This is a genomic window from Lactobacillus sp. OTU4228 (assembly GCF_001006945.1).
Classification (GTDB): Bacteria; Bacillota; Bacilli; order Lactobacillales; family Lactobacillaceae; genus Lactobacillus; species Lactobacillus amylovorus.
On sequence record NZ_CDLD01000012.1, the window covers coordinates 17413 to 32566 of the forward strand.

Here is a 15154-nt window from a genome sequence, read left to right on the forward strand (position 1 = left end):
ATGATTCCTAAAACAATTCATTATGTTTGGGTTGGGCATAATCCGAAGAGCAAGATCATCCAAGAATGTATTGCGACTTGGAAAAAGAATTTGCCTGATTTTAAATTTGTGGAATGGAACGAAGACAACTTTGATATGCACGAAAATAAATATATTGAACAGGCATATCAAGCTAAAAAATGGGCCTTTGTGTCTGACTATATTCGTGCCAAAGCTATTTATGAACAGGGCGGTATTTATTTGGATACTGATGTGCGTGTAGTGAGCGACTTAACGCCGCTGTTAAATGATCGTGCGTTTATCGGCTTTGAAAATAATGACTACTTGTCTGCCGCAATTTTTGGCGCAGAAAAGGGCCATCCTTTCATGCAGGACATTTTGGACTACTATAAGGACCGCAACTTTGAATACGACGTCAACAATCAAATGGCCGGGGTCAACAGTGTTTCTGTGACCGACATGTTGATTGATAAATATGGTTTAAAGATTGGCAATAAGGAGCAAATGCTCAAAGAGGGCATCCACGTTTATCCTGATGGCGTTTTGTGCAATCCATCGGCGGATTCTAAGAGCATTCACTTGTTTACAGGAACTTGGATGAACGGCAAGCACTCTTTTAAGCATAAGATCGTAACGGATTTGAAGCGCCACATTAATACGCCAAAAGGTGCCGGTTTATATGCGAAGTGGATTCGATGAGACAAGAAGAATTACAAAAATTAACAGAACAAATTTCAAGGGACTATTTTCATCGTCCCTTTTTGCATATGGTGAAAATTGATCACCGGATGAGAACAACGGGTGGCCGCTATCATTTAGATGACCATCATATTGAAATTAATGCGCATTTTTTAGAAGCAAAAAATCAAAAATATTTGGTGGGCATTATTAAACATGAACTGTGTCACTACCATCTGCATTTAATGGGGCTAGGCTACCAGCATAAAGATCGCGATTTTAAAATTCTGCTTAATAGGGTAGGCGGCAGTCGCTATGCACCTGATATTGGTTTAAGACGCCGGAAAAAATATAAATATCTTTATGTCTGTGAAAACTGCAGGCTAAAATATCCACGCATGCGCAGAATAAATACGATCCGCTATAGGTGTGGCAAATGCAAGGGGCGCTTGCGTTTAGCGCGTACTTTTTAAAGAAAATAACAAATAAAATTAAATTATTTTCGAAATTTACTTGCACATCACTCGAATTTAGTCTATTATAGTTACTGTTCCGCGGGCGTGGCGGAATGGCAGACGCGCAAGACTAAGGATCTTGTGATCGCTTTAGATCGTGGAAGTTCGAGTCTTCTCGCCCGCACAAATTAAGAAGTCGCAGTGAGCGACTTCTTTTTTTTATATATTTTTCGGATATACTTTAATTAATGGATTAAAGGAATTGGAATTATGGCAAAAAAGCGTAAATCAAGAATACCAAAAAGTGTAAAGTTAGTTGTTCGCGTATTTATTATTTTGTTTGTGTTGATGATTGCCTTCGTGGGCTTTCGTTACTACAGACGCTATGCAATTCAATCTGAGCAGATCAGACAAGCGCAGTTGCAGCGCCAGCAAGAACAGGCAAAATTACTTAAACAAAGAAAAGCTTTTATTAAAAAGATCGGGCCAATTGCGCGTGAGGTCGACAAGTCTTATGATCTTTTGCCAAGTATCACGATTGCTCAGGCCTGCCTTGAAAGTAATTATGGCCAAAGCGATTTATCGCAAAAGTACAACAACTTATTCGGCGTTAAGGGGACTAACCCGAATACTTCGGCCGTGATGACGACAAAAGAATACGTTAAGGACAAGTGGGTGACTGTGAAGGCGCGTTTCCAAATATACGACTCATACGAGGCTTCTATTCGTGCCCATGCTAGATTATTCCAAAACGGGACAACGTGGAACCACGACCAATATAAGCACGTTTTAGCGTCAAAGGATTATAAGACGCAGGCCAAGGCTTTGGTTACCGATGGCTACGCGACCGATCCGGATTACGCTGACAAATTGATTAATTTAATTGAACAATTTGACCTCGAAAAATATGATAAGTAAATCTTTAAAGCAACGAATGTTCGTTGCTTTTTTGGTATAATGTTTAAGTTGCATTAATGAATTATTTTTTGTGAAGGGGACAATAATGAGCGAAAAATCTATCTTAGCTGGTTTGAATCCGCAACAAAAGAAAGCTGTCGAGACGACCGAAGGTCCGCTTTTGGTTGTTGCTGGCGCGGGTTCAGGCAAAACTTCTGTGTTGACAAGGCGTATTGCTTACTTAGTTGAAGAAAATCAAGTGGCACCATGGAATATTTTGGCCATTACCTTCACTAACAAAGCCGCAACTGAAATGCGTGAACGTGAACAAAAGTTGCTTGGCCCAGCTGCCGAGAATATTTGGATGTCAACTTTCCATGCCCTCTGCGTCAGAATTTTGCGTAGGGATGCGGACAAGATTGGCTACAGCCACAACTTTTCAATTGCGGACTCAGCTGAACAATTGACTTTGGTGAAGCACATCGAAAAGGACTTGAACATTAATCCTAAGATGTACGACCCACGTGGCGTTTTAGCTGCAATTTCTAACGGTAAGAACGACTTGCTTGATCCAGAAGCATTTGAAACTACTGCTTCTTCACCTTTTGAAAAGATGGCGGCCAAGATCTACAAGGAATACCAAAGAAGATTGCGCAGAGATCAAATCATGGACTTTGACGATTTGATCATGCAGACCTTGGTTTTGTTTAAAAAAGATCCAGAAACGCTGCATTATTACCAAAACAAGTTCCGCTATATTTTGGTTGACGAATACCAGGATACTAACGAAGCACAATACCAATTGTGTCATGCTTTGGCTGCCCAATATAAGAATATCTGCGTTGTTGGGGATGCTGATCAGTCAATTTACGGCTGGCGTGGCGCTAATATGGAAAACATCATGAACTTTGAGCATGATTACCAAAAAGATGGTGTAAGAACCGTCAAGCTAGAACAAAATTACCGTTCAACTGGCCACATTTTGTATGCCGCTAATTCAGTGATTAAGAACAACCAAAACCGCAAGGACAAGAACTTGTGGACTGATCAAGGCGAAGGACAAAAGGTTACTTACTACCAAGCTCAAAGCGGCGATGATGAAGCGCACTACATTATTTCCAAGATCCAAGAAGAAGTTAAGGACAAGCACCGTTCTTACAAGAATTTTGCCATTCTTTATCGTACTAACGCCCAATCGCGTACAGTCGAAGAAGCTTTTGTTAAGTCAAACATTCCTTACCAAATTGTTGGTGGTCACAAGTTCTACGACAGAAAAGAAATTAAGGATGTCATGGCTTATTTGAAGTTGGTGGCTAACCCTGCCGATACGATGAGCATGAACCGCATCATCAATACGCCTAAGCGTGGAATTGGTGCTGCAACTGTGGATAAGTTGTTAACATTTGCTGATGACAACCACTACACCGTTTTAGATGCGATGGACCATGTGGCAGAAAGTCCAATTAGTACGCGAGCTGCTAAGAAGTTGAGCGACTTTGGCGCAAAGCTGAGGGATGCGATTGCTTATGCGCAAACTAGCAGCGTTACCGGTTTAACCGAAAAAATCTTAGAAGACTTTGATTATACTGATGCTTTAAAGGCTGAAAATACCATTGAATCTGAGACACGTCTTGAGAACTTGGACGAATTCTTATCTGTAACCAAACGTTTTGACGATCATTACGAACCTGAAGAAGACGATTCTAATCCACTAAGCGACTTCTTAGCTGAAGTATCACTTTTAAGCGACCAAGACGATCTAGACGAAGACGATAACCAAGTAGCCTTGATGACTTTGCACGCTGCTAAGGGTCTAGAATTCCCAGTTGTCTTCTTGATCGGCATGGAAGATGGCCTCTTCCCATTGCAAAGATCAATGATGGACGATAATGAATTAGAAGAAGAGCGACGTTTGGCTTATGTTGGTATTACCCGTGCCAAGCAAGAACTGTTCTTAACTAATGCCTACTCACGTATGATGTACGGCAGAATGCAGAACAATCCGCCTTCAAGATTTTTGGATGAAATTGATTCTAAGGACCTTCATAAAGAAGAAAACGAAAAGCTCGAAGGCAGTTTTATCAAGTCCAGCTTTGCGGCTACTTCTGCTCCTTTTGCTAGAAAGGCAGAACGTGCTCGTGCCACAGTTTATACTGCTAAAAAAGCCAGCGGTGCTGTCGGTGCCGAAAAGAAGGGCTGGAGCGTTGGTGATCAAGTAGAACACAAAGCTTGGGGCCGCGGCGTAGTAACCAAGGTCAATGGCACTGGCGAAGACATGGAACTTGATATTGCCTTTCCAGGTAAGGGCATTAAGAGACTTTTGGCTGCGTTTGCGCCAATTAAGAAGGTATAATTGGAATAAATGAGATTTTAATCAGGAGGGCAAAAATGGCAGAAATTACTCTTGATGAAGCCAAAAAAGAGGCTGCTTCACTTAGAACCCAATTGAATGAATGGGCCGATGCATACTACTCAAAAGATGCACCTGAAGTTGAAGATAATGTCTATGATCAAAGCTATAATCGTTTGCTTGAACTCGAAAAAGAGTTCCCAGAGATAGTCACACCCGATTCAATTACGCAAAGAGTTGGTGGACAAATTGACAACGATTTTACTAAAGTTGAGCACCCGATTCCTATGCTTTCAATGGGGGATGTCTTTTCAAAAGAAGAATTGAAAGAATTTGACCAACGGATGCAAAAATTGGTTGGCCACCCCGTTGAATACAACGTCGAATTAAAGATCGATGGTTTGTCATTATCGCTTGAATATGAAAACGGTAAGTTGGTTCGTGCTTCGACTCGTGGTAACGGTTATGTAGGTGAAGATGTAACGGCTAACGCGCATTACATTGCCGACATTCCGCAAACTTTGCCAGAGCCTTTGACTACGGAAGTGCGTGGCGAATGTTACATGGGCAAGGAAGCCTTTGCCAAGCTTAACGAAGAGCGTGAAGAACAAGGTTTGAGCGTTTTTGCCAATCCACGTAACGCCGCAGCCGGTTCGCTTCGTCAGCTTGACCCTAAGGTAACGAAGAAGCGTCAACTGAGCACCTTTATCTATACTTGGGTTAATCCACCAGAAGGTATTACTAGCCAGCACCAAGCCATTGAGCGTATGCACGAATTAGGTTTTCACACTAATGAAACCGGTCGTAAATTAGCTACGCTTGATGAGATCTTTGACTTTATTGATGAATATACGGCTAAGCGTAACAGTTTGACCTATGGCATCGATGGGATCGTATTGAAGATTGATGATTTAAACATTGAACAAGAATTGGGTAATACCGTAAAAGTGCCACGTTGGGAAATTGCTTATAAGTTCCCACCAGAAGAACAAGAGACAATTGTCCGCGACATCGTTTGGACGGTTGGCCGTACCGGTGTCGTAACGCCAACTGCTGTGATGGATCCCGTTCAACTTGCTGGTACAACTGTTGCTAGAGCTTCGCTGCACAACCCTGACTATTTAAATGAAAAGGGCGTTCGCATTGGCGATACGGTTAAATTGCACAAGGCCGGCGACATCATTCCAGAAATTTCTGAAGTTGTTTTAGCAAAGCGTCCAGCAGATTCAGAGCCTTACAAGATTCCTGATACTTGTCCATCATGTGGTCAAAAACTGGTTCACTTAGAAGACGAAGTAGCTCTTCGCTGCATTAACCCATCTTGTCCAGCCCAAGTAGAAGAAGGAATTACCCACTTTGCATCGCGTCCTGCGATGAATATTGCCGGCTTAGGTCCTAAGATCGTTAAGCAGTTAATTGCCAAGGATTTGGTGCACAACGTTGCCGATCTTTACCACTTAACTGCCGATGATTTGGCCGAGCTTGATCACTTTAAGGAAAAATCGATCAATAATTTGCTTACTGCAATTGATAATTCCAAGTCAAATTCAGTAGAATTGTTAATTACAGGCCTTGGAATTGATCACGTTGGAGCAAAAGCAGCCCGTTTAATCGCCCAAAAATTTAAAAATCTGTCAAAGATTATGGCTCAAGGGGTGCAAGATATTGCTTCAATAGATACAATAGGCATGACGATTGCCGAATCGATGACTACGTATTTTGCTCAGCCTGAAGTACAAAAGCTGATTGAAGAATTGCGCGAAAGTGGTTTGAACATGGATTACCTCGGTGAAGATGAAGAAGCTGCACCTGATAACCCATTCAAAGATAAAACGGTTGTATTAACTGGAAAATTAGAGCATTATACAAGAAGTGAATTTACCAAGAAGTTGCAAGCCTTAGGTGCTAAGGTTACCGGCTCAGTTTCTAAGAAGACCAATTATGTAATTTATGGTAAGGATGCCGGATCTAAGTACAATAAGGCCGAGCAACTGGGAATTCCGCTTTTAACCGAAGAAGAAGCAATCGCACAAATTGAATAAAGGGACAATTATTGTGAAAAAATATTTGCAGATTATGGCTTTGGCTGGGGTGATGATTACCCTAAGTGGCTGTGGCAGACTAAAGGACTCAAGTTTAGCCAACAATGCGACAACTACTTCTACAACTAAGAGAAAAAGTTATCAAACAACTAATACGGGCAATAGCGGCTACAGCGTTTTGTTAAAGAACGGCCGCTACGTTACTAGCCCTATTTCTGGTTTGACTGCTACTGATAACGACAACTCAGTAGATACGCGTGAACTTGAACGTGGTTTGATTCAAATTTCTAAGAATCAATTTTCAACTAACCAATACGTTTTCCAAGAAGGTCAATATTTGGATTCTTCAACGGTTACCGATTGGCTAACCAGAAAATCAAAATCTAATCCCAAGGGCTTGAACCCTGTTAATAACGGCAAGACCGGTACTGATACCAGAAATCCAATTTATTTGGAAGAAATTATTGAACAAGATTACTTGACCGGTTCCGGTTCTAAGTATTCAATTGGCGGTATGAGTTTGGGTCTGGCCATGAATTCCGTTGACTACTTCCAAAAGAAGCGGAATGGTGCAGAATTCCAAACCGATATTTCAAGAGCTGAACAACGCGCACAAGGCGAGAAGATGGCTAATGAAATCGTCGCTCGTTTGCGTAAAAAGAAGGCTTTGAAGAATATTCCAATTACCGTTGGTTTGTTCTCAAAGACCGGAAAAGACTCATTAGTTGGCGGAACTTACTTCGCTTACGGGACAGCGGCGTCTAATAGTAGTAAAATAACTAAATGGAAATCCGTGTCGGAAAAAATACAGATTTTACCGACAACTGGTAATGAAAAGGCAATTAATAGCAACGACGCATCGCACTTTAATGATTTCAAGACGTCTATTCAAAATTATTTCCCTAATATTAGTGGGGTAACGGCAACTTTGCGTTATGATAATGGCAAGCTGGCTCAAGAAAATATTTCAGTAACGACCCAGTTTTATGGCTACGAGCAAATTCAAAGTTTTACTCGTTTAGCTTTGTCAACAGCAAAGAAGTATTTGCCTAACAATATTCCAATTGAAATTAGGATTGGATCGGTTGACGATGTTCAAGCATTAATTGCCAAGGAAACCGGCGATAGTGATTATCAAGTCCATGTTTATGGCGGCGAATAGGAGGTATTTGCGTGGAAATCACAAAAGATACCATTAAACACGTTGCGACTCTTTCGCGACTTGCGTTTAATGAGGAAGAATTAGATAAATTTACTGATCAAATGGGATCAATCATCAACATGGCTGATCAACTTAGCGAAGTTGATACTGAAGGTGTTGATGAAACTGTCCAAGTTGTTGATCGTGATACTGTCTTCAGAGAAGATAAACCTGAACACTGGCAAGGACAAACTAGAGAAACATTAATGGCAAACGTTCCTGAAAAGGCTAACGGCTACATTAAGGTTCCTGTAATTATTAATAAGGATGAGGACGAGTAATGAATTACTTAAACGAAGATATTGATTCATTAAACAAAAAGCTTGCCAGCGGTGACTTGTCAGCAGATAAGTTAGCGAAAGACACTGTGGCAAACATTAAGGATACAGATAAGAAGTTAAACGCTTGGATCACTGTTTTAGATGATGCAAAGCCTGCAGAAAACCTTGACTACTCAAAGAGCAAGTTAGCAGGTATTCCAATTGCTATCAAGGACAACATTATCACTAACGGTATTAAGACTACTGCTGCTAGTCACATTTTGTACAATTACATGCCAATGTACGACGCAACAGTTATTTCTAAGCTTAAGAAGGCTGGCGTAACCTTGGTAGGTAAGACCAACATGGATGAATTCGCTATGGGTTCATCAACTGAACACTCATACTACGGTGCTACTCACAACCCATGGAACTTAGACAAGGTTCCTGGTGGTTCATCCGGTGGTTCTGCAGCTGCAGTTGCCGGTGGTCAAGTTGTTGCAGCCCTTGGTTCAGATACTGGTGGTTCAATTCGTCAACCAGCTGCATTCAACGGCATTTTTGGTATTAAGCCAACTTACGGCCGTGTATCTCGTTGGGGTCTTATCGCATTTGGTTCTTCACTTGACCAAATCGGTGTAATGACTAAGCGCGTTAAGGACTCAGCAGAAGTATTGAATGTTATTGCTGGTGCAGACGAACACGACTCAACTGTTTCAACTCGTGAAGTTCCTGACTTTACCAAGTTTATTGGTCAAGACGTTAAGGGCCTTCGCGTAGCTGTTCCTAAGGAATACATGGAAGCAGTTAGCGGTGAAATGCGTGAAGTTATCCAAAAGCAAATCGATACTTTAAAGGATGCTGGCGCAATCATCAACGAAGTATCATTGCCACACACTAAGTACGTTGTTCCTGACTACTACATCATCGCTTCAAGTGAAGCTTCATCAAACTTGCAAAGATACGATGGTATTCGTTACGGCTACCGTGCTAAGGATACTAAGAACTTGCTTGACGTTTACGTTAAGTCACGTTCAGAAGGCTTCGGTACAGAAGTTAAGCGTCGTATCATGCTTGGTTCATTTGCACTTTCAGCCGGTTCATACAACAGATTCTTCAGACAAGCTGCTAAGGTTAGAACATTAATTTGCAATGACTTTGACAAGATCTTTGCTGAAAATGACGTAATCGTTGGACCTACTACTACTGAACCTGCATTTGGTATTGGCGAAGAAGTTTCTGACCCAATCAAGATGTACAACAACGATATTTTGACTATTTCTGCCAACTTAGCAGGTATTCCTGCAGCTAGTGTTCCAGCTGGTTTAGTTGATGGTATGCCTGTCGGCTTACAAATTATGGCTAAGCGCTTTGATGAAGGTAACGTCTTCAAGACTGCTGACTTTATTGAACGCAGCAACAAGTTTTACGAAAAAACACCAACTGGAATGGAGGATTAATTGAATGAATTTTAAATCGACTATCGGACTTGAAGTCCACTTCGAATTAAAGACAAAGAGCAAGATTTTCTCTCCTTCACCAGTAACCTACGGTGCTGAACAAAACACGGAGACTAATGTTATTGACTGGGCTATGCCTGGTACTTTGCCAATGGTTAACAAGAACGTTTACCGTTTAGGTATTATGGTTGCCATTGCTACTCATGCTCACATTTTGCCAACTACTCACTTTGACCGTAAGAACTACTTCTATCCTGATAACCCAAAGGCTTACCAGATTACTCAGTTCTTCCAACCACTTGCTCGTGATGGTTACATCGAAGTTGAAGTTCGCGGTAAGAAGAAGAGAATCGGTATCCACGAAATGCACATCGAAGAAGATGCCGGTAAGAACACTCACGGAACTAACGGTTTCTCATACGTTGACTTAAACCGTCAAGGTGTTCCACTTCTTGAAGTTGTTTCTGAACCTGACATGGAAGACCCAGAAGAAGCTTACGCATACCTTGAAAAATTACGTAAGATCGTTCAATTTACTGGTGCTTCAGACGTTAAGATGGAAGAAGGTTCAATGCGTGTTGATACCAACATTTCCATCCGTCCTGCAGGTCAAAAGGAACTTGGTACTAAGGTTGAAATGAAGAACTTGAACTCATTTGACCATGTACGTCGTTCACTTGCTTACGAAGAAAAGCGTCAAGAACAAGTTCTTTTAGCTGGTGGTCACATCCAACTTTCAACTCGTCGTTTCGACGAAGCAACTGGTAAGACTGTTTTGGAACGTGTTAAGGAAGGTGATTCCGACTACCGTTACTTCCCAGAACCAGATATTGCTCCTGACCACATTAGTCAAGAATGGATCGATCAAATTGCTAAGGAACTTCCAAAGAGCCCATTTGATCGTTACGATGACTATGTAAACAAGTACGGTTTGAAGCCATACGACGCAAATGTTTTGCTTCAAACTAAGGAAAGTTCAGACTTCTTCGACGCAGCAGTTGCAGCTGGTGCTGATCCAACTCTTGCTGCTAACTGGATGAACACTCAAGTAAATGGTTACTTGAACGACCACCGTGTAGGTTTGAACGACATTAAACTTACTCCAGAACACTTGGCAGAAATGATCCAGTTGATCAAGGATGGTACTATTTCATCCAAGATCGCTAAGAAGGTCTTTGCTGAAACTATTGCTAACGGTACTGATCCTAAGAAGTACGTTGAAGATAATGGTATGGTTCAATTGTCAGATACTTCAGTCTTAGCACCAATGGTTAAGAAGGTTGTTGACGATAACCCACAATCAGTAGAAGACTTTAAGAATGGTAAGGACCGTGCAATTGGTTACTTAGTTGGTCAAATCATGAAACAAACTCGTGGTAAGGCTAACCCTAAGATGGTTAACAAGTTGCTTAACCAAGAATTGCAAAGTCGTTAATTTTTAGAACGTTAAGGTAGTAATTATGACTAGTAAAGCAAGATTAATTTATAATCCTGTATCCGGTCACGAGCAGATGCCCAAAAACGTGGCCGATATTTTAGATGTGTTAGAGCAAGCTGGCTATGAAGCTAGTGCGTTTAGAACTACACCTGAACAAAATAGTGCTCGCAATGAAGCTACGCGTGCTGCAAAAGAAGGTTTTGACCTGATCGTTGCAGCCGGTGGTGACGGGACAATCAATGAAGTAGTTAATGGGATTGCCTTTTTAGATAAGAGACCTAAGATGGCAATTATTCCAGCAGGTACGACTAACGATTATGCCCGTGCATTAGCTATCCCACGTGACAATATTCCGGATGCCGCAAAGGTTATTTTGAAGAATAAGACACGCAAGATGGATATCGGTAAAGCGGTTTTTGGTGATCAAACTCAATATTTTGTAAATATTGCTGCCAGCGGTTCTTTAACAGAATTAACATATGGCGTGCCATCCGAAGTAAAATCAGCTTTAGGTTATGCAGCTTACCTCATTAAGGGTGCAGAAATGTTGCCTCACTTAACTGAGAACGAAATGCGTTTAACTTATGATGATGGCGTTTATGAAGGCAAGCTCTCAATGTTCTTGTTGGGAATGACCAACTCAATTGGTGGTTTTGAACAAGTTATGCCTGATGCGCAACTTAGTGACGGACTTTTCCAATTGATCGTTGTTAAGCCTTCAGATCCTGTTAGCATGATGAAGTTGATGGCTTTGGCTTTGAATGGTAAGCACGTTGATGATCCTAACATCATCTATACCAAAACTAGAAGCTTAAAGGCTGAACTTATTGGTAAGAATGCAGGACGAGATTTGCCAGTTAACCTTGATGGTGAAATTGGTGGATATTGTCCAGTTGAATTCCATAATTTACAACAAAGAATTGAATTCTACGTTGGTAAATAATGATGATAAGAATCTGGGAATTTCCTAGATTCTTATTTTTTCTATTTAATTCTGAAAAGGGTTATTAGAAAAATGACACACAAAAGTATTCAACCAAAATGGCTTGTCATTACTCAGTTAGTGCGCAAAAGTCACATGGAGAGTGGACTGTCTATGTACAAAAGGAACCTTTTGGTAAGGTGAAAAAATATCAAATTAAATAATTTTAATATTGCAATTTACGTAAAATCTTTAAAGCAAGTTGCGATGAATTTATGCAGCGTGTTGGCACTATGGCCGGGAATCCTCAGTTAAAGCTCACCGAAAAGGAACGGACCCTCATGACAATTAATGTACGAGTCTTCGTTCACAGTATGATTGGGCTGGTTGAAGTTTTGTTAAATTATGGCGATATTCTTTTACCATATGATGTGCGTCAGAGCATTATGGCATTCTTACACCAGTCTCCGGTAGAATTGATGAGCAGCATGGTTCCTAATAAAGAAGAAAAAACAGAGCAATAAAAAATCCTGTTGGTGTAAAAACCAACAGGTATTTTCTTATCTTCATTAAATTAGTTACGGTCGTTGCCCATGCCAAAGATTTGAAGCAAGAACAAGAAGATGTTAATGAAGTCTAAGTAAAGTTGTAAAGCACCCAATACAGCAAGGCCGTTAGTAGGAACTTGGCTGCCGTAGTTGTTGTAGATGCTCTTCATCTTTTGTGCATCATAAGCGGTCAAGCCAGTGAAGATTATAACACCGATGATTGAGAATACGAATGAAGCAACTGAGTTGCGCAAGAAAATATTAACAATCATAGCTACAAGCAAACCAATCAAAGCAGCGCCCATGTAAGAACCTAAGTTGTTTAAATCTCTCTTAGTAAATGTACCGAAGATGGCCATTGCACCAAAGACAGCAGCCGAAGAAAGGAATGCCGTACTGATTTGAGCGCCAGTGTAGAAACCAGCTAAAAGTGCAAATTCAAATCCGTAGATGACAGCCAGAATCATTAACATTACAAAGCCAGCAACTGGATTTCTTGTAGCTCTGAAGCTGATCCCCATTGATAAACCAAGAGGTACGATCAGAATAATCCACATCAATGCAGTTGGCATTTGCATCACAGCTGCTCTGAAAACAGTCATGGTCAAAAATGCGGTGATAGCTGATACAAGAACAGCTAAGCCCATGTAGCTATACATCTTGGAAAGAAAACCATTAACTTCTGAGACGTCGTGAACTTGGCGACGTTCAGGACTTGAAAAGTTCATGTTGTCCATATATATGTCACTCTTTCTATTTAATTGTCTTATCTATTTTAACGTATTTGTTTAAAAATTATAAATTTTTTGGATCTTTGGGCAAATACTTAACACTTTCTTGAAGATCTTGCTATCCTTGAAATAAGGAAGTGATTTTTATGGATAAGAAATATACTGATAGTGAAGTGCGCGGCGAGCGTAGCGACCATCCTGATAAGAGTTATGCGGCAGATGAAGTGAGAAAATTATTCTTTACAGAAAATGCTAAAAAGAAATATGACATTTTAACTGGTTCGCAAAAGACCTTTATTGATAGGGAACTTGATGATTTAAGATTGAGTCGAAGCAGTTCGGTAAGCCGCAAAGATAATTCTGAATTGCAACAAAAAATTGTTTTTGAAGAGCAAAATAATCAGGTGATTGTGACGGATATTTTGTATGATGATTATCGTAATTCAAAAGAATATAAAAAAGCGCAAGTTCGCATGTATGATATGAATAATTAAAAGGCCTGCAAAATTAATTGCAGACCCTTTTTAATATCTAGTTATATCCAATTATTTGTTTTTCTTAGCCCATTTTAAGCCGATGCCTGTAACACCACTAAAGATTGAGAAGACAGGTGATAACAAGCTGAAGAAGACGAATGGCAAGAATTGAAGCACAGGTACACCCAATGCAGATGCAGCGAATGAACCGGCAACGCCCCAAGGAATTAAGTAGTTGATAACACTACCACCATCTTCAAGTACACGACTAAGTGCTAATGGTGAAAGACCGATTTTATCAAAGGCTGGCTTGAATGCACGACCAGGCAAAATTACTGATAAGTATTGTTCACCAACGAAGAGGTTGATACAAATACCTGAAAGAATAGTTACGGTGATTAAACGACCAGGTTTGTTCAGATGCTTAACGAGTGGTTCCATCGCACTTTGCACGATGTTGAACTTCATGAGCATCCCACCAAGTGACAAAGTTGAAATGATGAGCGCTACAGTAGCCATCATGCTGGAAATACCACCACGGGTAAGCAATGCGTTAACTGAAGCATCGCTAGTTTTGGCAACGAAACCGTTCATGATCAAGTTGTTCAATGATTGAGCAGATTCATGAGGACTTTGGATAAAGATCATGACCACAGTAATTGCAATGTTCATGAACAAGGTAGGAATTGCAGGGATCTTACGCCAAGCACAGATCAACATAAGAACGATTGGCAAAAGTGCCCACCATGAAATGGTGAAGTTGTTTTGTAAAACTTGTGAGGTACGTTCAATCTTGGTTGGGTCCATATGGCCGCTGTTACCCAAGATCCAGAACAGAATAAGTGATACGACGAATGAAGGAATAGTGGACCACATCATGTTCTTGATGTGTGAGAAAAGTTCACTTTCGGCAACGGCTGATGACAAGTTGGTTGAGTCTGACAAAGGAGACATTTTATCGCCGAATACCGCACCGGAGATGATAGCACCGGCAACTAAGGCAGGGTTGGCACCCATACTTGAACCGATACCAAACAAGGCAATCCCGACAGTTGAGATGGTGGTAAAACCACTACCGATGGCGACACCAACGATTGAACAAACGATGAAGACCGATGGTACGAAGAAACTACCACTGATCATGTTAAAACCAAGAACCATGATGGAAGGGATGATTCCGGCTTTGATCCAAACACCAATTAAGGCACCGATCAACATGAAGATGAAGATAGGAATGATCGCAACGCCGATACCTTCTTTAATCCCGTTTTGAACGTCTTGCCAACTAAAGCCGCGCAATCTTGCCCAAAAGGTAAGAAGTAGTACAGTGAACAAAACTGGCACTTCTGGGGACAAACCGAATTTAATTACGGAAACACCCAAGATAGCTAGTAGAACTATCAGAATGATAATTGATTCTGCAAAAGATACCTTCTTTTTTTCCATATTTCTATTCCTCCAAATAAAAAAGCCCCGCTGACCTAAGTCAACGGGACGACGATAGCCGTGGTACCACCCACTCTTTCAAGTCTAAGTACTTGAATCTCTATCAGATGGTAACGGTTCTGAATATTTCCGAGCGATAAAAATTACGATGTAATTCGTCTAGCTTCGCCTGTCTGGTTCGCACCTACCACCAGTTCTCTGAACGCTGAGCGAAGTAGCTACTGTTTTCGTTAATTGTTGGAAATTATGA

Annotated in this window: 14 protein-coding genes and 1 tRNA gene; 13 read left to right on the top strand and 2 right to left on the bottom strand. The window is 40.9% G+C overall.

Annotated features, from left to right (window positions below; translation table 11 throughout):
* From BN1206_RS02375 to BN1206_RS02430, 12 genes are all read left to right on the top strand, one after another.
* Positions 1-699: a glycosyltransferase family 32 protein gene (locus BN1206_RS02375; RefSeq protein WP_052542868.1), complete on the top strand. Its 699-nt coding sequence runs from the start codon at positions 1-3 to the stop codon at positions 697-699.
* Entirely contained in the window at positions 696-1151 is a 456-nt protein-coding gene (locus tag BN1206_RS02380) for a SprT family protein (protein WP_052542869.1), read from the top strand. Before BN1206_RS02375 ends, BN1206_RS02380 begins: the two co-directional genes overlap by 4 nt.
* 81 nt (positions 1152-1232) lie before the next feature.
* Positions 1233-1317 (top strand) — tRNA-Leu (locus tag BN1206_RS02385).
* Between the two features lie 86 nt (positions 1318-1403).
* Positions 1404-2051, top strand: a complete 648-nt coding sequence (locus tag BN1206_RS02390; protein ID WP_014565640.1) for a glycoside hydrolase family 73 protein — start codon at positions 1404-1406, stop codon at positions 2049-2051.
* Positions 2052-2136: 85 nt separating this feature from the next.
* Positions 2137-4383, top strand: coding sequence for a DNA helicase PcrA (gene pcrA / locus BN1206_RS02395; RefSeq protein WP_052542870.1), 2247 nt, complete (start codon positions 2137-2139; stop codon positions 4381-4383).
* A 35-nt stretch (positions 4384-4418) separates the two neighbouring features.
* Positions 4419-6422: an NAD-dependent DNA ligase LigA gene (gene ligA / locus BN1206_RS02400; protein ID WP_013641606.1), complete on the top strand. Its 2004-nt coding sequence runs from the start codon at positions 4419-4421 to the stop codon at positions 6420-6422.
* Positions 6423-6435: 13 nt separating this feature from the next.
* Positions 6436-7584 carry a CamS family sex pheromone protein gene (locus BN1206_RS02405; RefSeq protein ID WP_022087426.1) on the top strand — a complete coding sequence of 383 codons (1149 nt, stop codon included), beginning with the start codon at positions 6436-6438 and terminating at the stop codon, positions 7582-7584.
* Between the two features lie 11 nt (positions 7585-7595).
* A complete protein-coding gene (gene gatC, locus BN1206_RS02410; protein ID WP_013437359.1) occupies positions 7596-7904 on the top strand; it encodes an Asp-tRNA(Asn)/Glu-tRNA(Gln) amidotransferase subunit GatC in 309 nt (102 codons plus the stop codon).
* Positions 7904-9343 carry an Asp-tRNA(Asn)/Glu-tRNA(Gln) amidotransferase subunit GatA gene (gene gatA, locus BN1206_RS02415; RefSeq protein ID WP_052542871.1) on the top strand — a complete coding sequence of 480 codons (1440 nt, stop codon included), beginning with the start codon at positions 7904-7906 and terminating at the stop codon, positions 9341-9343. The genes gatC and gatA overlap by 1 nt, the downstream gene beginning before the upstream one ends.
* Positions 9344-9347: 4 nt before the next feature.
* The gene (gene gatB, locus BN1206_RS02420; RefSeq protein ID WP_013437361.1) at positions 9348-10778 is read left to right on the top strand and encodes an Asp-tRNA(Asn)/Glu-tRNA(Gln) amidotransferase subunit GatB; all 1431 of its coding nucleotides are present in this window, start codon (positions 9348-9350) and stop codon (positions 10776-10778) included.
* Positions 10779-10803: 25 nt separating this feature from the next.
* A complete protein-coding gene (locus tag BN1206_RS02425) occupies positions 10804-11724 on the top strand; it encodes a diacylglycerol kinase family lipid kinase (protein ID WP_052542872.1) in 921 nt (306 codons plus the stop codon).
* A gap of 320 nt (positions 11725-12044) precedes the next feature.
* Positions 12045-12227 carry a hypothetical protein gene (locus BN1206_RS02430; protein WP_231575951.1) on the top strand — a complete coding sequence of 61 codons (183 nt, stop codon included), beginning with the start codon at positions 12045-12047 and terminating at the stop codon, positions 12225-12227.
* A 50-nt stretch (positions 12228-12277) separates the two neighbouring features.
* Here BN1206_RS02430 and BN1206_RS02435 read toward each other — a convergent pair whose 3' ends face one another.
* A complete protein-coding gene (locus BN1206_RS02435; protein WP_013437364.1) occupies positions 12278-12988 on the bottom strand; it encodes a Bax inhibitor-1/YccA family protein in 711 nt (236 codons plus the stop codon).
* 140 nt (positions 12989-13128) lie between these two features.
* On the opposite strand from BN1206_RS02435, the gene BN1206_RS02440 reads away from it, so the two are divergent.
* Positions 13129-13476, top strand: a complete 348-nt coding sequence (locus BN1206_RS02440; protein ID WP_013437365.1) for a hypothetical protein — start codon at positions 13129-13131, stop codon at positions 13474-13476.
* Between the two features lie 51 nt (positions 13477-13527).
* Here BN1206_RS02440 and nhaC read toward each other — a convergent pair whose 3' ends face one another.
* Entirely contained in the window at positions 13528-14904 is a 1377-nt protein-coding gene (nhaC, locus tag BN1206_RS02445) for a Na+/H+ antiporter NhaC (protein ID WP_013437366.1), read from the bottom strand.
* Between the last annotated feature and the right edge of the window lie 250 nt (positions 14905-15154).